The organism is Lacinutrix sp. MEBiC02595 (assembly GCF_053601555.1).
On record NZ_JBSHNU010000180.1, the window covers coordinates 129,264 to 150,453 of the forward strand.

Annotated in this window: 21 protein-coding genes; 10 read left to right on the forward strand and 11 right to left on the reverse strand. The window is 31.9% G+C overall.

Features of this window, described 5'->3' with window-relative positions; all coding sequences use genetic code 11:
• Positions 1 to 78 precede the first annotated feature (78 nt).
• The gene (locus ACVCZW_RS04300; protein WP_452231720.1) at positions 79 to 1,137 is read left to right on the forward strand and encodes a flavin monoamine oxidase family protein; all 1,059 of its coding nucleotides are present in this window, start codon (positions 79 to 81) and stop codon (positions 1,135 to 1,137) included.
• A gap of 185 nt (positions 1,138 to 1,322) precedes the next feature.
• Here ACVCZW_RS04300 and ACVCZW_RS04305 read toward each other — a convergent pair whose 3' ends face one another.
• The 5 genes from ACVCZW_RS04305 to nhaC all read right to left on the reverse strand — a co-directional run bounded on the left by ACVCZW_RS04305 (position 1,323) and on the right by nhaC (position 4,555).
• The gene (locus tag ACVCZW_RS04305) at positions 1,323 to 1,466 is read right to left on the reverse strand and encodes a hypothetical protein (RefSeq protein ID WP_452229098.1); all 144 of its coding nucleotides are present in this window, start codon (positions 1,464 to 1,466) and stop codon (positions 1,323 to 1,325) included.
• Between the two features lie 158 nt (positions 1,467 to 1,624).
• Positions 1,625 to 1,882: a DUF6952 family protein gene (locus tag ACVCZW_RS04310; RefSeq protein WP_452231721.1), complete on the reverse strand. Its 258-nt coding sequence runs from the start codon at positions 1,880 to 1,882 to the stop codon at positions 1,625 to 1,627.
• Positions 1,883 to 1,982: 100 nt separating this feature from the next.
• Entirely contained in the window at positions 1,983 to 2,291 is a 309-nt protein-coding gene (locus ACVCZW_RS04315; protein ID WP_452229096.1) for a thioredoxin family protein, read from the reverse strand.
• A gap of 6 nt (positions 2,292 to 2,297) precedes the next feature.
• Positions 2,298 to 2,942, reverse strand: coding sequence for a redoxin domain-containing protein (locus ACVCZW_RS04320; protein ID WP_452229095.1), 645 nt, complete (start codon positions 2,940 to 2,942; stop codon positions 2,298 to 2,300).
• Between the two features lie 146 nt (positions 2,943 to 3,088).
• Complete coding sequence (nhaC, locus tag ACVCZW_RS04325) at positions 3,089 to 4,555, reverse strand: Na+/H+ antiporter NhaC (RefSeq protein WP_452229094.1); 1,467 nt, start codon at positions 4,553 to 4,555, stop codon at positions 3,089 to 3,091.
• 363 nt (positions 4,556 to 4,918) lie between these two features.
• Between nhaC and ACVCZW_RS04330 the strand changes: the two genes are divergently transcribed.
• Positions 4,919 to 5,869 carry a T9SS type A sorting domain-containing protein gene (locus ACVCZW_RS04330; RefSeq protein ID WP_452231722.1) on the forward strand — a complete coding sequence of 317 codons (951 nt, stop codon included), beginning with the start codon at positions 4,919 to 4,921 and terminating at the stop codon, positions 5,867 to 5,869.
• A gap of 109 nt (positions 5,870 to 5,978) precedes the next feature.
• Here the strand turns inward: ACVCZW_RS04330 and ACVCZW_RS04335 are convergent, their stop codons facing one another.
• Positions 5,979 to 7,193, reverse strand: a complete 1,215-nt coding sequence (locus ACVCZW_RS04335; protein ID WP_452229092.1) for an aminotransferase class I/II-fold pyridoxal phosphate-dependent enzyme — start codon at positions 7,191 to 7,193, stop codon at positions 5,979 to 5,981.
• A gap of 165 nt (positions 7,194 to 7,358) precedes the next feature.
• Here ACVCZW_RS04335 and ACVCZW_RS04340 point away from each other — a divergent pair, with 165 nt between their 5' ends.
• The 5 genes from ACVCZW_RS04340 (at position 7,359) to lpdA (ending at position 12,714) form a co-directional block, all read left to right on the forward strand.
• Positions 7,359 to 7,817: an Lrp/AsnC family transcriptional regulator gene (locus ACVCZW_RS04340; protein ID WP_452231723.1), complete on the forward strand. Its 459-nt coding sequence runs from the start codon at positions 7,359 to 7,361 to the stop codon at positions 7,815 to 7,817.
• 130 nt (positions 7,818 to 7,947) lie between these two features.
• Positions 7,948 to 9,540: a S41 family peptidase gene (locus ACVCZW_RS04345; protein WP_452231724.1), complete on the forward strand. Its 1,593-nt coding sequence runs from the start codon at positions 7,948 to 7,950 to the stop codon at positions 9,538 to 9,540.
• Positions 9,541 to 9,596: 56 nt separating this feature from the next.
• Positions 9,597 to 10,223, forward strand: coding sequence for a CPBP family intramembrane glutamic endopeptidase (locus ACVCZW_RS04350; protein WP_452231725.1), 627 nt, complete (start codon positions 9,597 to 9,599; stop codon positions 10,221 to 10,223).
• 53 nt (positions 10,224 to 10,276) lie between these two features.
• Positions 10,277 to 11,047 carry a LuxR C-terminal-related transcriptional regulator gene (locus tag ACVCZW_RS04355; RefSeq protein WP_452231726.1) on the forward strand — a complete coding sequence of 257 codons (771 nt, stop codon included), beginning with the start codon at positions 10,277 to 10,279 and terminating at the stop codon, positions 11,045 to 11,047.
• A gap of 269 nt (positions 11,048 to 11,316) precedes the next feature.
• Entirely contained in the window at positions 11,317 to 12,714 is a 1,398-nt protein-coding gene (lpdA, locus tag ACVCZW_RS04360; RefSeq protein ID WP_452231727.1) for a dihydrolipoyl dehydrogenase, read from the forward strand.
• Between the two features lie 79 nt (positions 12,715 to 12,793).
• Here the strand turns inward: lpdA and ACVCZW_RS04365 are convergent, their stop codons facing one another.
• Both ACVCZW_RS04365 and ACVCZW_RS04370 read right to left on the reverse strand, forming a co-directional pair.
• The gene (locus ACVCZW_RS04365; RefSeq protein ID WP_452231728.1) at positions 12,794 to 13,510 is read right to left on the reverse strand and encodes a LytR/AlgR family response regulator transcription factor; all 717 of its coding nucleotides are present in this window, start codon (positions 13,508 to 13,510) and stop codon (positions 12,794 to 12,796) included.
• Positions 13,511 to 14,563: a sensor histidine kinase gene (locus tag ACVCZW_RS04370; protein WP_452229085.1), complete on the reverse strand. Its 1,053-nt coding sequence runs from the start codon at positions 14,561 to 14,563 to the stop codon at positions 13,511 to 13,513.
• A 189-nt stretch (positions 14,564 to 14,752) separates the two neighbouring features.
• Between ACVCZW_RS04370 and ACVCZW_RS04375 the strand changes: the two genes are divergently transcribed.
• Both ACVCZW_RS04375 and ACVCZW_RS04380 read left to right on the forward strand, forming a co-directional pair.
• Entirely contained in the window at positions 14,753 to 16,072 is a 1,320-nt protein-coding gene (locus ACVCZW_RS04375) for a serine hydrolase domain-containing protein (RefSeq protein WP_452231729.1), read from the forward strand.
• Between the two features lie 155 nt (positions 16,073 to 16,227).
• A complete protein-coding gene (locus ACVCZW_RS04380; RefSeq protein WP_452229083.1) occupies positions 16,228 to 16,608 on the forward strand; it encodes a MotA/TolQ/ExbB proton channel family protein in 381 nt (126 codons plus the stop codon).
• A 118-nt stretch (positions 16,609 to 16,726) separates the two neighbouring features.
• Here the strand turns inward: ACVCZW_RS04380 and ACVCZW_RS04385 are convergent, their stop codons facing one another.
• From ACVCZW_RS04385 to ACVCZW_RS04395, 3 genes are all read right to left on the reverse strand, one after another.
• Positions 16,727 to 17,317 (reverse strand): hypothetical protein, encoded by a 591-nt coding sequence (locus ACVCZW_RS04385; RefSeq protein WP_452229082.1) that lies wholly within the window; start codon positions 17,315 to 17,317, stop codon positions 16,727 to 16,729.
• 199 nt (positions 17,318 to 17,516) lie between these two features.
• Complete coding sequence (locus ACVCZW_RS04390; RefSeq protein WP_452229081.1) at positions 17,517 to 18,881, reverse strand: DEAD/DEAH box helicase; 1,365 nt, start codon at positions 18,879 to 18,881, stop codon at positions 17,517 to 17,519.
• 40 nt (positions 18,882 to 18,921) lie between these two features.
• A complete protein-coding gene (locus ACVCZW_RS04395) occupies positions 18,922 to 19,812 on the reverse strand; it encodes an aldose 1-epimerase family protein (protein WP_452231730.1) in 891 nt (296 codons plus the stop codon).
• 80 nt (positions 19,813 to 19,892) lie between these two features.
• On the opposite strand from ACVCZW_RS04395, the gene pabB reads away from it, so the two are divergent.
• Positions 19,893 to 21,185 carry an aminodeoxychorismate synthase component I gene (pabB, locus tag ACVCZW_RS04400; protein WP_452231731.1) on the forward strand — a complete coding sequence of 431 codons (1,293 nt, stop codon included), beginning with the start codon at positions 19,893 to 19,895 and terminating at the stop codon, positions 21,183 to 21,185.
• Positions 21,186 to 21,190 lie beyond the last annotated feature (5 nt).

Below are 21,190 nucleotides of genomic sequence, written 5' to 3' on the forward strand. Positions count from 1 at the left end.
AGAAATATGTTGCAGTTGCAAACCACACTTCCGTGGAAAGTGTTTTTAATCCAGGCTATCTTGTTTATCTTTGATGTAATGAATAAAAAAATTGTAATTATTGGAGGGGGACTTTCTGGTTTGTATTTAGGATATAAATTAAAAAAGGAAGGTTTTGTAGTTAAAATTCTGGAAGCTAATACTAGAATTGGTGGAAGAATTTTTACCAAGAATGTTTATAATACAAAAGTCGAATTAGGAGCAACTTGGCTTTGGAAATACAACGAGGAACTATTAAAACTGTGTAAAGAATTAAACATTACTTTATTTGAACAAAACATGCAAGGTGATGCTTTATTTGAAGCAATGCTCGCCAATTTACCAGAACGTTTTCAGCTTCCACAAAATCAAGAAATCAGTTATAGAATTGCTGGCGGAACAGTTGCTATTTTAGAAAAATTAGCAGCAGATCTCTCAAAGGATGAATTGTTACTAGACCAAAAAGTGGTTCAAATTAAAAGCGCGGAAAGCGGTATAGAAGTAGTTACAGAAAACACAGCTTTTACTGCAGATATTGTTGTTTCTACAATACCACCTCAATTACTAGTAAATACAGTAGGTTTTTCTTCAGAATTAGATGCAAACCTTTTAAAAGTTGCCAATAATACACATACTTGGATGAAAGATGCAATTAAGTTTGCTTTGGTTTATAAAACTTCTTTTTGGAAAGAGAAAGGCTTGTCTGGTGTTGGTTTTAGTAATGTTGGTCCGTTTACAGAAATCTATGACCATACTGATTTTGAAAATAACCACTTTGCATTAATGGGTTTTTTAAACGGAGGTTTGGCTATGGAGACTAAAGCATACCGAGAAGCAAAAGTAAAGGAGCAGCTTTTTAAATTTTTCGGAGAAGATGGAAGTGATTATCTTTCGTATGAAGAAAAGAATTGGAGGCAAGAACCTTTATTACATGTAGCTAATAATGCATTTTTAAGTCCGCATGAAAACAATGGTCATTCCATATATCAAAAAGAGTATTTGGGAGGTACGTTTATAATTGCTGGTTCTGAAACTTCACCAAGTTATGGTGGTTATATGGAAGGAGCGATTTATCGCGGGAATCAAATTGTAGAACAAATAAAAAGCAAGTTCATATAAACTAAAAAAAAAAACCAAGCTTTCACTTGGGTTTTTAGTTTTTATTCCTACTTATCTATAGCATGTAAAATATGTTTTATAAAGTAGATAGCTGCATCTCTTTTAGTTACTGCTTTGTTTAATCGTTTTCAGTAAAATAATCTTCATTAGAAACGGCCTCGTCACTTATAGATATGCTTCCTGTTTTAAACCAAACTTCCGCATAGTTTCTGTCTGCATATTGTTTTTGAATATCTCCACCATGTGTTTCCTTTTTTACAACTGTTTAGTGTTGTTAAAATACTAAAGAATAGGCCTATTGCCAATGCTGTAATTGGTTGTTTTGTCATTGTAACGTGGTTTTTATTTTTAAAGAAATAGGGCATTAGAGGAGTATGAAATGCTTTAATGTTGAAAATAAGATAGATAAATAATTGGTTAACCAATTATTTATAACAAAAAACCACCTTGCTTTAGCAAAGTGGCTTTTAAATACTAATTTTTATTTTTACTTATCAATAGAACCTAAAACACGTTTCATAAAGTTATTTACTGCATCTTTTTTAGTTGCACCTTCTTTAATCATTTTATTCACTTCTATAGCGCCGTACATATTAGATATTAATTCTCCAATAACGTCTAGTTCATCATCTTTTAATGAAGGAACTTCGGTTAAGGCTTCCAGAGTTTCAATGGTTTCAATGATATAGTCTTCGTCATTGTCTGCTATAAATTGCGCTAAGTGCTTTATTACTGGTAATTTCATTGATACATTTTATTTTCGTTTCCGTGAAAACGGAAATCTATTTATAGTAAATTAAACGCAGTCGAAAGGTTTGAGGTTTCGACTGCGGGAAACTTGATATTTAAGCTACTTCGTCTACTAATTCTTTTAAAACGTCCAATTTGTTCGTCTGTACTTGATTTACAAATTTTCCATCTTTAAATGTAGCAAACGTTGGTAAATTATCTACAGTAGCTAATTTTCTAGATTCTGGGAATTTTTCCGCATCAGCGATAACAAATGTTATATTTTCTAACTCTCCAGCTAATTTCTTAACTTTTGGTTTCATAATACGACAGTTACCACACCAAGTTGCAGAATATTGCACAACAACAGTATTGTTTGCTGCAATAATTTCGGCTAAATTATCTTGACTTAATTCTTGAATCATAACCAATTAGTTTACGTGATTCGCTAAATATTCAGCAGTACCTATTCTATCCGCACTCATTGCGTCTTTACCTTCTTCCCAGTTTGCAGGACAAACTTCTCCTTTTTCTTGCACGTGCGTTAAAGCATCGATAATACGTAAAAACTCATTTACGTTTCTACCAATTGGCATGTTGTTTATACCTTCGTGTTGTACCACACCATCTTCATCTATTACGTAAGTCGCACGGTAAGTTACGTTGTCACCATCTACAGTAACAACACCCGTTTCTTCGTTATATTTTTCGTTAGTGATATCTAAAATACCTAAAGTATTTGCTAGGTTTCTGTTCGAATCTGCTAAGATTGGGTATGTAACACCTTCAATACCACCATTATTTTTTGGTGTATTTAACCATGCAAAGTGTACTTCTGGAGTATCACAAGAAGCACCAATTACAATCGTGTTTCTTTTTGCAAATTCTTCTTTAGCAGCTTCAAAAGCGTGTAATTCTGTTGGGCAAACAAAAGTAAAATCTTTTGGGTACCAGAATAATAATACTTTTTTCTTATTGTTTTTTGCTTCTTCAAGAACGTTTATTTTGAAAGTATCTCCCATTTCGTTCATTGCATCCACATTTAAATCGGGGAATTGTTTTCCTACTATTGCCATTATTTTAAAATTTTATAATTATTACATTGTGTTTTCTGAGAACAAAGATACATTGGAAGACTAAAAAAACAAGCCTAATAAAATTTTAAAATCTTATTAGGCTATAAGTTTTAATTATAGTAAAATGAAAACGTGATAGTTTACGGTTATTTGGATTTTAGCTGTCTTATTTTAATATTTAGTGCCGCAAAAAGGAGCGTGGTAAATGGGCTTAGCCAGTTAAAAATGGCATACACAAAGTACTCTCCAACACCAACACCTAAAACGCCAGATTGATATGCACCACAGGTATTCCAAGGGATAAGAACAGAAGTTACAGTACCCGAATCTTCTAAAGTTCTGCTTAGGTTTTCGGGAGCAAGACCTTTGTCTTCGTATGCTTTTTTAAACATTTTTCCGGGGATTACTATCGCTAGATATTGGTCACTGGCAATTGCATTTAATCCTAAACAACTAATTACGGTACTTGCAAATAAACCAAATACGGTAGTTGCTAATTTTAAAAGTTCTTTGGTAATTCTGGATAAAGCACCAATGGCATCCATGATACCTCCAAAAACCATAGCACAACAAATTAAAAAGATAGTCCAAAGCATACCTTTCATTCCTCCAGAACTAAATAAATCATTTAATTTTTCATTATCTGTAGTTATTTGTGTGTCTGTAAAAATAGCGTTTGAAATTGCAGAGAAGTTAGAATCGGATAACCCATTTAAAACATCCATTTGAAAAACAAAAGCAAAAACAGCAGCTAATAATACACCAGCACCAAGCGCTATTAACGGTTTTGTTTTAAGTAATATTAAAGCGATTACACCTAATGGCACAAGAAATAATAAAGGTGTAATATTAAAAGTGCTTTTTATACTAGTAAGTAAGCCGCTAATATCTGCACTTCCTGTAGTATCGATAGTAGCACTCATAATAGCAAATGCAATAAGTGTAATAATAATGGTTGGCACCGTTGTAATGGCCATGTATTTAATATGCGTAAACAAATCTGTTCCAGCCATTGCAGGAGCAAGGTTTGTTGTATCACTTAATGGTGACATTTTATCTCCAAAATAAGCGCCAGAAATTACAGCTCCAGCAATCATTCCAGGGTTTATACCTAATGCAGTACCAATACCAACTAATGCAATACCAACGGTTGCAGAGGTTGTCCAGGAACTTCCGGTTGCAATAGATATAATAGCACAAATAATTACGGAAGCTGGTAAAAATATAGCAGGACTTAGAACTTGTAATCCATAATATACCATTGCAGGAATTACACCACTAACTAACCAAGTTCCTGCTAAAGCACCAACAAGAAAAAGTATCATAATGGGAACAAAGACACTTCTGAGGTTCTCCCAAATTTCTTTAACCATTATTAAAGGAGTCACTTTATTATATAAACCATCAATAAACGCAACAAAACCACCAATTAATAGAATGATTTGATTGGAGTATTCCCCAAACATTTCGCCCTCTGCAAGAAAGATATTGTAAGCTAATAAGCCCATTAAAATAACAACAGGAATAAGCGCTTCCCATATATTAAGTTCTTTATTGTCAATAATTTTTTGGTCTTGAATATTTATTTCGGAAAGATTATCGTCTTTATTCATCAATTTAGTTGGTTTAAGAAATGTAATGTTACGATTTTCGTATAAAGTATGCAAATGGAATTATAGATCCTTTTTTCTATGTTAAAATGCTTTTTAGGTAACTGAGGATGGAAGAACATGTAATGCTTTCCTATAAAATTATATCTCTTGAAGCATGATCAATAGCTGCTTATTATGCTATAAGAAAAGAAAAGTTATGGCTCTTTTTTTTGATGTATATAGCTTGAATTTAGTGATTTAAGGTGATGTTTTGTCTGCTGTTTGTTGTAGTGTTTTTTGATCTCACAAAACCCGGAAAATGCGTATGGTTTTAGATAGAAAAGATTACTTTTGTCGCCCAAATCAATAACTTAATCTAAAATTATGAAAAAAATTACATTAAATTCTTTATTAGTTTTATGTGCCTTATTATTAAATAACAGCATGTATTCTCAAACATTAATCAAGCATGAAAGCTTTGAGGATTCTGATTATTCAGGGTATACTACTTCTGTGCTTTTTATGGATTATTCTGGTAGTGATTATTTTTTAAGAGGAAATAATGATACCACTTGTCCTACGTGTTGGACAAATATTTCAAATTACGAAGGTTCCAATTTCTTACTATGGGAAGATTTTGATGGTCATATTGGTGGCGATGGCTCCATAACGATTACACTAGATCCAATTAATATTTCTAATTATTTAAATATGGAGCTTAGTATTGGAATGGCAGCACCAAATGCAACATATAACCGATACGAAGCAGAAGATTTCATAATGGTGGAATACCAAGTGGATGGCGGAATATGGACACGAGCGCATTATGCTTCTGGAGGACCAGAGACAGCAAGTACAGCAGGAAGATTTAGGTATGATGATAATCGTGATGGTTTTTATAGTTCTTTTGAAACCGTAATAGAAACAGAAATGGAATATTTTAACGCAAATTTAAATAGTATTTCGGGATATAGTATAGCTGGTACTACCATGAATATTAGAGTTACAACTTTAAGTGGTGTACAAGAAGAAATGGCTATTGACAATATTCGTTTAACAGGAACATTTACTTTATCTGCAGAAGATAATGTAATGGAGAGTTTAGCTGTATATCCAAATCCTGCTTACCATACAATTACGTTAAGCAATCCGAAGCAATTGGTTTTAAATAACGTGAATCTATATGATTTAAGAGGAAGGCTAGTAAAATCGATTCCTTTAAATTCTGGTTCTTTAGAAGAAACTATGGATATTTCTAATTTAGAAGCAGGAGTTTACTTGTTAGAAATACAAAGTAACAATGGAACGCTTACCAAGAAAATGATTAAAAAATAAGGTTACTAAGAAGCAAGCAAGTTTAATATTTAAAAATCCGTTGAAAATGTTTCAACGGATTTCTTATGTACTATTATTTCACTTAGCTATTTTAGGAAATAGATTAGAATTAAACCATTTCTGGTTTAAGAATATCTAATGTTTTCATACACGATTTCATAGTGTCAAAAGTACGTTCTATATCTGCATCCAATCCTATAGAAAAACGAATAAGGCCATCACTTAATCCCATTTCTTTTTGTTCGTCTTCTGGTATTTCAGAAGAAGTAGAGCTTCCTGGAGCAGAGAAAAGCGTTTTGTAAAACCCTAAACTTACTGCTAAATAACCTAGGTTTTTTTCTTGCATTAATTCCATTAAAGCATTCGCTTTATCTATAGAACCAACATCGATAGTAAGCATGCCGCCAAATCCATATTTTTCGTTCATCATAGATTTAAATAATTCATGCGAAGGATGCGAAGCTAATCCGGGATATACGGTTTTGATACCTAAATTTTCAAATTTCTCAGCTAAATACGTCGCATTTAAACTATGTTGTTGCATTCTAATATGAAGGGTTCTTAGATTTTTTAAAACCGAGGCTGCTCGTAAACTATCCATGGTAGATCCTAAAAGCATGCAAGCACCGTTATTTACATTGCGTAAATCATTAATAAATTCTTGGGTACCACAAACAACACCACCAACAGTATCACTAGAACCATTAATGAATTTTGTTAAACTGTGGATCACAATATCTGCACCCAATTGTCCCGGAGAAATAGATAAAGGGGAAAAGGTGTTATCTACTACCAATTTTAAATTATGTTTTTTTGCTAGCTTGGCTAATCCTGCTATATCTGCAACCTCTAATAACGGATTACTAACAGATTCACAGAATATTATTTTGGTATTCGGAGTAATAGCAGCTTCCACAATATCTAATTTTGTAATATCTACAAAAGACGTTGCAATACTAAAACGAGGTGTAAAGTTTTTTAAGAAAGCGTATGTCCCTCCGTAAATAGTTCTGCTAGAAACAATATGATCTCCAGAGCCACATAATTGTAAGATTACAGGAGTAATTGCACCCATTCCTGATGCAGTAACGTTTGCCGTTTCTGTACCTTCCATTGCAGCAAGTGCTTCACCCAAATATAAATTAGAAGGCGTAGAGTGACGCGAGTATAAATAGCATCCATCTGCATTACCTTCAAAAGTATCGAACATGGTTTTTGCAGATAAGAAGGTATAGGTCGAGGAATCTGAAATGGAAGGGTTTACACCTCCAAATTCTCCAAAGTATTGAAGATCTTGTATGTTATTTGCTGGTTTAAATGCCATAATGGTAAGTTGATTTAGTTTATATAGATGTAAACTTCCGTGTTATTAGATTAATAATCAATAGATGTGTTTATATTTAGATTTTAAATCTATTATTTGTTATTTTAGTAGTTTAATAGTAATTAGAAATAAGGTTATTTCTGTTTTTACTGAAAATTTTTCGATATGACTTTTGATGCGATAGATAAAAAACTGATTCAGCTATTACAAGAAGATAGCAAACAAACCAATAAAGCGCTTTCTAATAAATTAAATCTTTCTGTTACCGCAGTTTATGAAAGAATAAAAAAACTGGAGAATCAAGGTGTTATTAATAAGTATGTGGCTTTGGTGAATAAGGAAAAAGTAGCCAAATCTTTTGTCGCTTTTTGCCATGTAAAATTGACGCAACACACCCAAGATTATGTGATTAAATTTGAAAAAGAAGTAGCAGATTTACAAGAGGTTTTAGAGTGCTATCATATAAGTGGAGATTACGATTACCTTTTAAAAGTGCTTGTAAAAGATATGGAAGCTTTTAGAGAGTTTATGGTAAATAGGTTAACGAAAATTAATCATATTGGGAGCACACATAGTATGTTTATGATTAATGAAGTGAAGCATACTACTGCAATAACGATTTAATTCTAAAAGTAAATAATTTTCATAAAATTATCAAAAAATCTAGATTCAAAAATCAGATTAACATTATATTTAAAGTGAAATAAGAGGGTTTAATTTTCATCTTATTGTTAATCAATGATATACGAATTACATGAAAAAACTTTTACTTCTTTTATCCATAGCTTTAGTTTTAGCTTCTTGTGCAAATACTGAAAAATATAACACCCAAATAACATCTTTGCATACCGTAGAAACTTTACAGAACGATGTCGATAAAGCCTACGCACAATTAAAGCGACACCATCCTAATCTTAATTTATATATCTCTAAAGAACGATTAGATTTTAAGATGGATAGCTTAAAAAAGAGTATCGATAAACCGTTAACAAGTTATGCGTTTTACGCAAAAATAGGGCCAGTTATTGGTAGTATAAGACAAGGGCATATTAGTGTGTTTGCGCCAAAAAAGCGATTGGAAAGAAAAGAGTATAAAGCGCTTTCTAAAAAAGAATTTACATTTAACGACTTAGATTTTGATTATTTAGAAGATAAACTTTTAGTAACCAATATAAGGTCTAAAGATTCTTTTCTTTTAGGAAGTGAAGTGGTTAAAATGGAAGGAGAGAATATTTCGGATTTAGTAAAGAAGTACAAAACGCAAATTACATCTGATGGGTATAATACCACTTTATATAATAGAGTTTTAGGCAAAAGATTTGCTTCCTTTTACAGTAGCGATAAATATTTTATAGATAGTTTACAGGTTACTTTTAAAAAGGAAGACTCTTTGTTTAACATGGTTTTTAATCGAATAGATAAAGAAGAGAAAAATAAAGATTCTATAAAAAAAGATAGCACAAAAAAAGAGGTAGTAGTTAAATTATCAAAGGAGCAACGTAAAGAGAATAAGCAAAAGGCAAAGGTAATAAGAAAACATAATCAGATGTATGGCTATGTAAAATCTAGAAATGAATACACTCGAAATGTAGAATTTGTTGGCAAAGATAGCACCGTTGCTTATATGAAAATAAGAGGTTTCATGGGTGGTAGATATAAAGCATTTTATGAGGAAGCTTTTAAAGAAATAGATTCTGTAAAAGCCGAAAACTTAATCATTGATTTACGAGATAATGGAGGAGGAAGTCTAGCTGAAATAGCAGAATTATATGCCTACTTAACAGATAAACCATTTCAGTTTCTGGAAGCAGGAGAAGTAAATAGTAGAATTCCTTTTTTAAAAATGGCAATGGCGAATACATCTTCTACAGCAACTAAAGTTTTAATTGGTGCATTTTCACCACTTATAGCAACGTATGGTCTCTTTAAAACTAAAAAAGAAGATGGTAAATTATATTATAAATTTAAGGAAAGCAAATTAGCAGATCCTAAAGAAAATAATTACAAAGGAGATGTTTACGTTTTAATTAACGGACATTCATTTTCTGCATCCTCTGTTCTATCTAACCAATTACAAGCAAATAAAAGAGCTGTTTTTGTTGGTGAAGAAACGGGAGGAGCATATAATTCTACCGTTGCAGGTATTTTTAAAGTCTATGAATTACCCGAAACGAAATTAAAAATTAGAATAGGTTTAATGCAATTAGAAACACCACATAAACAAGAACCAGATGGTTATGGCGTGAAACCAGATCATGTAATCTTACCAACGATTAAGGATAGAAAAGAGAATAACGATCCAGAATTAAATTGGATTTTAAATACGATTGAAAATAAAAGGGAGTAGGGCTTTTACCCAAATAATAACTGTGCTACTTAACGCTATTTTTTGTACATTTAATTATGCAACCTAAGTTTTATAGATTTATAGAATTCTTTATTATTTTTATTCTACTTCCAGTAAGTTTTATATGGAACTACTCCGTTATTATAAAACTAATTTTTGGTTTTTTTGGGTTTGGGTATGTACTTTATATTTTGCTTAAAGTAGAGAAGAATACATTTAAAATAAATCCGAATTTAAATTGGATTCATTTTTGGAAAATGACGTTACTAAAAACGTTTTTGATAGCAATTTTAACGATATTATTTGTATGGTTTACAAGTAAAGAAAGTCTTTTTAGTGTGTTATTAAATAAACCTTTTTTATGGATTGCTATTTTGTTTTTTTATAGCGTTTTTTCTGTATATCCGCAAGAGTTGTTGTATAGAACTTTCTATTTTCAACGGTATAAAAAGTTATTCAAAAGTGAGGTTGTACTCTTTTTAGTCAATGCGATAGTGTTTTCTTTAGCACATTTGTTTTTTAAAAATATTCTAGTACTAATTATGACTTTTTTAGGAGGAATACTTTTCGCAATAACCTATAATAAAACGAAGTCTACGCTTTTAGTTTCTATCGAGCACGCTATTTATGGTTGCTGGCTATTTACAGTTGGTATGGGAGAAATGCTTGGTTTTCCTAGTTAAAAATATATTTTATAAATTGCTAATTATTTTCTAATAGTTAGCAATTCGTATTTATGAAATTTACTCAAATTAAAGAACAGTATAAATCCATTTTCGAGTCTTACGATACACCATCTTTAGAAACGCATATTCAAAAAATTATTGACTTAGATTTTTATTTGCCATATAGTTCCACTTTTTACTGTATTACAAATACGCAGGACCTTACCTTCGAATATATAAGTAAAAACTTTAAGTCATGCTTAGGGATTGATGCCAATGACTTAAAAGCAAAAGGAATGCGGTATTTCTGGAGTAGAATACATCCAGATGACATTGATGTGTGGTTGAGCGCCTTAAATAGCTTGATGGAGTTCACTATTGGTAAAATACCAGAAGATAAAAGGAAGAATGCCAATTACACCTGGAACTATAGATTAAAAAATGCAAAAGGGGATTATGTAAATATTATTCAAAACACAACGCCTTTAGCTTTTGATTCGGATATGAAACCCATTATAGGTTTAGCGCATTACACGGTTTTAGATGGGAATATAAAAATGGAAATTACAGCTTCTGCAAAGTTGTTAAACAATAAAAATGAATATGAAACCGTATACTTTAATAATCATTCTCAAAAACTATTGCAAGGCGGAATAAGTAATAGAGAGCGCGATGTTGTTCGGTTATTGGTGTTAAATAATAGCAGTAAGCAAATTTCAGAAAAACTAAATATTAGCTCACATACCGTAGATACACACCGAAGAAATATTCTGAAAAAATTAAATATCTCTTCTACAGGAGAATTAGTAGGAATGCTAAAAACAAATAAAAATCTAATTTAAAAGTTTTCTAAAAAATTACTCAATTTGAGTATTGTGTTTAGCTTCTAAATACATGAAATTTGTATTGCTATTAGTCAGTACTAGGGAATTAGCCTATTCTAAAGTTTAAATTTATTTATTCTTATGAGTAGGCTATTTATATTTAATAGTTTCCTGCTTCCTTTTCTTTCCCATACAAATTCTATTAAATTTCGTTAATCGTAATTCGTAAAACATAAATCAATGTTGTACTTTTGTTATACAAATTAATAAATCACAAAAATTATCTTATGAATTCATACGATGTAGCAATAATAGGTTCAGGACCTGGAGGATATGTAGCAGCAATACGTTGCGCACAATTAGGAATGAAAACTGCAATTATTGAAAAATATTCTACACTTGGAGGAACCTGTTTAAATGTTGGTTGTATACCAAGTAAAGCACTTTTAGATTCTTCACATCATTACGAAGATGCTGTCAAACATTTTGAAGAGCATGGTATCGATATTCCAGGGGAAATAAAAGTGAATTTAAAGCAAATGATTGCAAGAAAACAATCTGTTGTAGATCAAACTACTAGCGGAATTGATTTCTTAATGAAGAAAAATAAGATCGATGTTTATGTTGGTGTAGGAAGCTTTAAAGATGCCACACATATCACGATTACTGGTGAAGAAACTACAGAAATTGAAGCAAAAAATACCATTATTGCTACAGGATCTAAACCGTCTACATTACCATTTATAAAATTAGATAAAGAACGCGTAATCACTTCTACCGAAGCTTTAAAATTAAAAGAAGTTCCGAAACACTTAATCGTAATTGGTGGTGGAGTTATTGGGTTAGAACTTGGTCAAGTATATAAAAGATTAGGTGCGGAAGTGTCTGTGATAGAATATATGGATAGAATCTTACCAACCATGGATTCTGGTATTTCTAAAGAATTAAATAAAGTTTTAAAGAAACAGAAATTTAAAATAAATATCTCACATAAAGTAACATCTGTAGAACGTAATGGCGATGCCGTTGTTGTAAAAGCAGAGAACAAAAAAGGAGAAGAAGTAAGCTTTACTGGAGATTATGTCTTGGTTTCTGTTGGTCGTCATGCATACACAGATGGTTTAAATGTAGAAGCTGCCGGAGTAAAATTAACAGAAAGAGGAAAAGTAGAAGTGAATGAGAATTTACAAACTAGCGCTTCTAATATTTATGCTATTGGTGATGTTATTAAAGGAGCAATGCTTGCACATAAATCGGAAGAAGAAGGAACTTTTGTTGCCGAAACTTTAGCCGGACAAAAACCACATATCGATTATAACTTAATTCCTGGTGTTGTTTATACTTGGCCAGAAGTAGCTTCTGTTGGTAAAACAGAAGAACAGTTAAAAGAATCTGGAGTAGATTATAAAGTTGGTCAATTTCCAATGCGTGCTTTAGGTAGAAGTAGAGCGAGTATGGATTTAGACGGATTTGTAAAAATTCTTGCAGATAAAACTACAGACGAAATTTTAGGAGTACACATGGTTGGTGCTCGTGCAGCAGATATGATTGCAGAAGCAGTTGTTGCTATGGAATACAGAGCGTCTGCGGAAGATGTTTCGCGTATGTCTCATGCACATCCAACATTTACAGAAGCAATAAAAGAGGCGGCTTTAGCGGCAAACGATAGAGCTTTGCATATCTAAACTTATAGGTTACACGGAGCGCAGTCGAAGTGTCTTAAATAAAAAAAAAGCGAATCATTTAGATTCGCTTTTTTTATTATTAATATTTTTCCAATACGCTTAAAACATCCTTTTTGTAACTTCTGCTTATTGGCAACGCTTTTTCTTTTATCGTAACATGCTCATTGGTAAAAGAAGTGATATGATGTAACGAAATGATAAACGATCTGTGGATTCGTAAAAAGGTGTTCGATGGTAACTTTGCTTCAATGGCGCTAATGGTTTCGCGAGTAACTATGGTTTCGTTTGCAAGGTGAATCTTTATATAATCGCTATAACTTTCTACATAACGGATGGCTTCAAAATCGACTTTTAGCATGCGTCTGTCCGATCGGACAAACATAAAATCCGCAATTTCTATTTCTTTTGGTGCATCTACTTTTGTAGTACTATACACTTCAAAATAGGTGTTTACCGCCTTTAATAAACGCGCAAACGGAATGGGCTTCAACAGGTAATCGACAGCTTGTAATTCAAAACCTTCTACCGCATAATCTCTGTATGCAGTGGTGAAAATAATTTTAATGTCTTTGTTTATAGATTTAGCAAAAGAGATTCCGGAAATCTCTGGCATATTAATATCTAGAAAAACCAAATCGATGGTATGATTGCTAATTACATTAAAAGCTTCCATCGCATTACTACAACTTGCAACAACGTTTATATTGTCGATTATAGAAAGATGCGTTGCTATAATTTCTCTAGCAATAGCTTCATCATCTACAATCAGGCAGTTTATGTTTTTATGGTTTTGCAATTAGTTGTTGTTTAGTTTTAAAGCGACTTTAAAGTGCTTTTCTGAAGTGTCAATTGTTAAATCGTACTTATCCTTATAGAGTAAATCTAACCTTTTTTTTATGTTCTGCAAACCGATACCTTTATTTTCGTTTTCGGGAATAGCACTTGTGTTTTTAATGGAAAAAAGAATATTTTCTGGAGTAGTCACTAATTCAATTTCAATTTTTAATACCCCATTTTTTATACTTCCATGTTTAAAACTGTTTTCTATAAATGGAAGCAAAAGCATAGGCGCTATTTGGGTGGTTTCTAGAATATCTTCACTATTAAAAGTAATATCTAAGGAATTATTAAAACGCATTTTTTCTAAAGCGATATAGTCTTTTATGTGATTTATTTCATCTGCTAAAAGCACAAAAGGCTTATCTACTTGATACAGTAAGTAATCTAATAAATTAGAAAGTTTTAATATCATTTCTGGCGTTTCATCTGCTTTTTTTAAAGCGAAACCGTACATGGTATTTAAGGTGTTGAACAAAAAATGAGGATGAATCTGCATCTTTAAATAGTGCAATTCTTGTTCTTTTAATTTTAGCTGACTATCTAGAACTTTAGTTTCTAATGCTTTGGTTTTTTCGGCATGTTTCAAATTCAATTTTAATAATTTAAAAGCACTAACCAAAACAACTACTATGTAAACTGCAGTGGTAATTAAAATAATGTTCCTCGTTAACGGATTCATATCCGCATACTTAAAATTCGATACATATATCAGACTAAAAAAAACGGAAACCATGATTAAATATCCAGAAATAATTATCGTGTAGACGCTATATAAAACAAATCGAAAGTACCTTTTAGTGACTAAATAATCTGGTATTAATTTATAAATGGAAACATAAGTAGTCGCTATTGTTATTGGTAATAAAAACAAGGAAAACGTTAAGGTTTCTTCATAGTTTTTACTGCCAACACCAAAAAAATAAGTAAAAAACAAGAGCACAATACCCCAGAAAATGATGTGAAGTGCTATTTGTCCTAATTTATTTAAAATGTCTTTTTTGGAAAACATGTGCTTTATTAATTTACAATAATACTATATTTTTTGCGCGATTATATTTTTTGTAGACGAATAACAGTTTTAGCACTTGTTTTAACACCCTAGTTATTTTCATTGCTAAACAAGTCGGTCATCGCAAATAAACGGAGCCTAAGTCTTTCTTTTTTACGTTTGTAGTATGTTTAATTTAATACCTTAACAATGAGAAAAATACTTATAATACTTCTGTTTATTATCGCTTACAATAGTTCTAAAGCGCAAAATTTCGAACAGTTAGATTCATTTTTAGAAGTCCTTCATGCCAATAATAAGCTCATGGGAAGTATGTCTGTTTTAAAAGAAGGGAAATCGGTTTACCATAAATCGGTAGGATATCGATCTATTATTTCGGAAGAAAAAGCACTAAACACCATAACTTCCAAATATAGAATTGGCTCGGTAACAAAGACATTTACAGCCGTTATGATTTTTCAGCTTGTAGATGAAGGAAAGATAAAGCTAGAGGAAAAGCTATCGAATTACTTTCCTGAAATTCCAAATGCGAGTGCCATTAGCATTGCCAATTTATTAGATCATAGTAGTGGCTTGTTCAATATTCCTAGAGACGAAAATTTTAACGAACACCATCCGATTACGAAAAACGAAATGGTAGCCTTAATTAAATCGCATGCTGTAGATTTTCAGCCAAACGAAAAAAATGAATACAGCAACACCAACTATATTTTACTCGGTTATATTTTAGAAAAGATAGAGAATGCATCTTACAAAACCATTTTACAAGATCGTATTGTAAATAAGCTTCAACTAAAAAACACCTATTATGGCGATGTGATTAATCCAAAAAATAACGAGGCACTTTCGTATTATTACGACGAAGAAGAAATGCTACACGAAGCGAATCAAGCACATTTAAGTAATCCTGGTGGCGCAGGAGCAATCGTTTCTAATCCTGAAGATTTAGTGGTTTTTATGGATGCATTGTTTACTAATAAACTCATGTCAAAAAAGAGTTTTAAAAGGATGACAACTATAAAGGATGAATATGGAAGCGGCATTATGAGTGCAGAAAAAAACGGACAAACCATTTATGCGCACAATGGTTCCATCGATTCTTTTAAGTCTATGGTTATGTATATTCCCGACTCTAAAATTGCAATAGCCTTTACAGCGAATGCATTAGATTTTGGACTAATGCCAATTATGTTTAATGCTATGGCTGTAATGCAAGGGGAAGCATTATTTATTCCAAATTTTGATTCTGTTTCTTTATCCGAAAAGGAGTTGCAACAATATGAAGGTGTTTATTCTTGTGAAGGTTTACCTTTCAATTTAGTTTTTAAGTCGAATGGAAAAGCATTACAAGGCGCTCCAGAAGGAAGAGATTTAAAAACATTAGATGCAACTAGCGAAAACGAATTTAAATTAGACTTAGGAGTGGTCTTAAAATTTAATATAAAAGAAAAATCGCTGTTGTTTAATCAAGTTGGCGAAACACCAAAAAAATGCTTTAAAAATAAATAAATAAGAATAAAGAGGAATAAAGAGGAATAAATAAGAAATACTTATTCTTGGCTTCGGTTATTTAAGGAGCTAAATTGGTTATCTATCGCATTTTAATTTTTAAACTAAAAAACGAAACTATGTTTGTTACATCATTAATTATAAAACGAATACTTATGAAATTTTTAACCATCCAAATTGCCGATCGTTTTGAAGAAGGCGGATCCTTTATGATGACTTTAATTCTAATCTGTTTATTGTTATCTATTTTCTTTTTAATTAAAGGATTTCTTACTTTAAAGAAGCACGTAATCACATCCAAAAAAATGATAAAACTAGCTGCAGATAGTAGTTTGCTAGGTCTAGTCATTGGCTTTTTTGCTTCTGTTTTTGGATTAATTGGGGCTTTCGATTCTTTAGAAGCATTAGGAAATGCAGATCCAGCAGTTTTTGCAGGAGGACTAAAAGTGTCTTTATTAACAGCGCTATTTGGTTTGCTAACTTTTATTATTGCCAGAGTTGGAATTCTTCTTTTAAAAGGATTGCATAAGGAGTAGTTATGCTATTAACCCATTATTAATATATCCTACAAGGTTTTTTTTAACCTTGTAGGTATTTATGTAAAGGCGAAAAAATTACAAAATTTATAATAATTAGGTTTGCTATACGAATGCATTATAGTTCCTTAATCAAATCCCTAATTCGCAATCGTTTATTGTAATTGTATTCATTTACGTCTCTTACAAAACAATGAATGCTTATTTTTTTGTTTTCTACTTTTTCCGAAAGTTGTGCCACAGTAAAAGGGCCAAATTCTTCGGCTTTTTCAATATAGTAAAACTCGTGATCCGATATTAAACTCGCTGCTTTTTCCTTGTATTTGTCATGAAGAAATTGTTGTACGTCTTCCAACGTATTTAAGGTTTCCGAAAAGCTTCCTTCGTTAATAAAAACAGCACAATCGTCTGTTTGTGTTCTGTTTAAAACTAAAATATCTTCGTCTTTAAAATAGGCTTTTACGGTAGTTTTGCCGTCTTCGGTTTCAATAGAAAAAGTGTTTTTGAGTTCAATACACCAAGAAGTTTCTGAAGTGTTTTCGTTTTCTATAATATGAAGCGTGTTTTCATCTTTAAAAATATAAACAGCTTTTTTATTCGTAATGCCATTTACTAAAACCCAATGCTGATTTAAGAACAAATTTTCATAATGGGTGTCATGATGAAAAGGTTCTAGGTTAGGAAACAAATTAAAAATAGCAGTAGACATGGACAATTTATTTATGGTACTTCCATAAATCTAACGAAAAATTATTTTTTTTATTCGGAAACAGAACTTTTTTCGATGAGATACATCTGTTTTTCGAAAATGAAGTTGAAATAAAATTTTTAAATTGCTAACAGCTAACAGCTAACAGCTAACAGCTAACAGCTAACAGCTAACAGCTAACAGCTAACGGCCAATAGCTCTAACGCTTCTTATTCTTATTATGTTTCGCGTAATTCTTGTCACCACGTGTTTTAGGCTTCTTATACTTCGCAGCAATTTTAAATTTATACGAACCACCTAAATTTTCTTTCGAATTTTTTTCCGATTTGTCATGAAAAGCTGGTCCAGGAGCATCTTCGTCTTTTAAACGTTTATGTGGATTGTTATGCTCTTTTATTTGTGGTCTTTCTTCTTCTATTAATTCATCCGAAATTTGCACTTCGTCAGGAAAAGCAACAAAAGGAATTTCCATTTGCATTAGCTCTTCGATGTTTTCAATGTATTCTTGTTCTTTTTCCGTCGAAAAAATAATAGATTGTCCTTCACGTTCTGCACGACCAGTTCTACCAATTCTATGCATGTAATTCTCTGGGAAATCTGGTGTGTCAAAATTGATAACATGACTTACATTATCAATATCCAAACCACGAGCCATTACATCTGTAGCCACTAAAATTCTATTAAAACCTTCTCTAAATTGCTCAATACTTCGCAATCTATAGTTTTGTGTTTTGTTCGAGTGAATCACACAAAGTTCTTCATGAAACTCTTCGTCTAAGGCTTCAAACAGTCTGTCTGCCATTTTTTTATAGGCCACAAAAATTAAAACTTTATTAAATGCTTCGGTATCTTTCAGCAAATACTTTAATAAATTAAGTTTGGTGTGAAAGTTAGGCGTTGTATATTTTGTTTGTGAAATATTATCTAATGGCGTACCAGAAACAGCAATAGAAACACGTTCTGGTTTAATAAAGAAATCATTAATAAGTGCGCTTACATCTTCCGTCATAGTTGCAGAAAACATGATGTTCTGTCTTTTTTCTGGAAGGATATCAAAAATATTAATAAGCTGATGTCTAAAACCAAGGTCTAGCATCACGTCTACTTCATCAATTACTAATTTTTGTATCGATTTTAATTGTAAAACTCTAGATAAAGCTAAATCGTACATTCTTCCAGGAGTCGCTACTAAAATATCAATACCGTCTGCAATAGCTTGCTTTTGGGTGTTAATATTAGTTCCACCATAAACGCCAAGTACACGATTGTTTATGTATTTAGAAAGCTTTTCAATTTCATCTACCACTTGTACCACCAATTCTCTAGTTGGCACTAAAACTAACACTCTAGGGTTTTCTTGTTTAGAATAAGAAAGATTTTTTAAAATAGGTAACATGTAGGCAAAAGTTTTACCTGTTCCTGTTTGTGCAATACCTACCATATCTTTTCCGCTAGAAACAACATTAAATGCTTCTGCCTGAATAGGTGTTGGTGTAGTAAAACCTAAATCGTCTAAAGCGTTGTATAAAGGTGTATTTAAATTTAAATCTCTAAAAGTACTCATGGTTTTCTTATAAGCTGCAAAGCTACTACTTATATATTAATTACACTAAATGCGCTTTATGTATTTCTATGGCGTATTTTGCTTTAAAATTACGTGCTGCTTCTAGCTTTATAATGCCTTCTTTGGTAGTTATATCTTGGTTTGTGGTTTCTAAATCAGCGTAACCTATCCAGGGTTCTATACAAACATAATCTGCGTTTGGTTTTGCCCAAATTCCTAAATGCGGAAAATCGGCGTGTGTTACGGTTAAAATATCTCCTTTTGTTTTACTGTTTAGCGTTACTTTTCTAGATTTTAAATCTTTAAAAATAAGTGCGTCTTTATTAAATAGATTATAATTTAAAGGTATCGTATTACTAGTATTAAATATGGCTTTTGTGGTATCTGTGAGTAAACCATTTTGAGTGTTTAGTAAATAGGTTTCTGCAGTTTCTTGGTGTTCAAATACTAAACTGTAATCGGTATATTTTTCGTTTTCATAGACTGGGCATTTAAAAGCCGGATGTCCGCCAAGAGAGAAATATATGGACTTATCATCTAGATTTGTAATCTCATTAGTAACGTTTAATACGTTGTTTTCTAAAGTGTATGTTATGGTATAGCTGAATTTAAAAGGATATATTTTCATCAACTCGGTATTGTTTGTCAGCTGAAAAGTAATGCTGTTTTCGGCTTCTTTAATACATTTTATATCCTGATTATGTCTAACAAAACCATGTTTTGGCATTTGGTAAGTGTTATTATCAAAAGTGTATGCATTGTTTTTTAATCCGCCAATCACCGGAAATAGGTTAGGAGCAAAGCTTCCCCATATATTTGGATCGGCATGCCACATAAATTGTGTGTTGTTTTCTACGGAAGAAATTTCACAAAGTTCTGCGCCAATTTTTCGGATAGCAATTTTTAGTGAGGCGTTGGATATCTGATACATTTCAAAAAGGATTTAATCTAACACCGAAAATATATTATTTTTTAACTATTCTCATTAACTTTACACGTAATATTTTTTTATTGAGAACAACTACTACACATAAACCGAAGTCTATTGCAGCTTTTAAAAATCAGTTATTGATTTGGAGCCAGCAATTTGAGGATGTCGTTTGGTTAGATTCCAACGACCATAAATCTAAATATTCTAGCTACGATGCAGTTTTGGCAGTAGATGCTTTTACAAGTATTCAAACCGATTATACCGATGGTTTTATAAAGCTGAAGGAATATCAATCCATAACCAACGATTGGATTTTTGGCTATCTAACCTACGATCTTAAAAATGATGTGGAGGAATTAAAATCTGCTAATTTGGATGGATTACAGTTTCCGGATTTGTACTTCTTTCAACCAAAAAAGCTTTTTTTAATAAAAGGAGAAACAGTAAAAATTAAATATCTAAATGCGGTAGATGATGAATTGGAAGCCGATTTAAAAGAAATTCATCTTTGCGAGGACGCCGGACTTGACAAACAGCCAAAGGATATTAAAATAAAATTAAGAATCCATAAAGACGAATATTTCCGTAAGCTAGACAAAATGCTTGCACATATTCATCGAGGCGATATTTACGAAGCTAATTTTTGTCAGGAATTCTATGCCGAAGAAACCGTAATTAATCCGTTAGAAACCTACAATAAACTCAACGCTATTTCACAAGCGCCTTTTGCAAGCTTTGTTAAAAGGAACGATAAATATATTTTGTCGGCTTCACCAGAACGCTATATAAAAAAGAAAGGCAACACTATTGTTTCGCAACCTATAAAAGGGACTGCAAAACGTAGCGCCTATCACAATGAAGATCAAGCTTTAAAATATGAATTAAAGCATGACGATAAAGAACGAAGTGAAAACATAATGATTGTAGATTTAGTTCGGAATGATTTATCTAAAACTGCAAAAAAAGGAAGTGTAAAAGTAAAAGAATTGTGTAAAATATATTCGTTTGATCAAGTACATCAAATGATTTCTACGGTAGTTTCTAAAGTAAAAAAAACGACACATCCTGTAGATATTATTCAAAGTACGTTTCCAATGGGAAGCATGACTGGCGCTCCAAAAGTTTCAGCAATGCAAATTATAGAAGACTTAGAAGAAACGAAACGCGGTGTATATTCTGGTGCAGTTGGCTATTTTTCACCAAAAGGGAATTTCGACTTTAATGTGGTTATTCGCAGTATTTTATACAATGCAACTAATAAATATGTTTCGTATTCTGTTGGCGGAGCAATAACTGCCAAAAGCGTACCTTTAAAAGAATACGAAGAATGCTTGGTGAAAGCCAAAGCAATGCGTGAGGTTTTAGAAAATTAATTTAT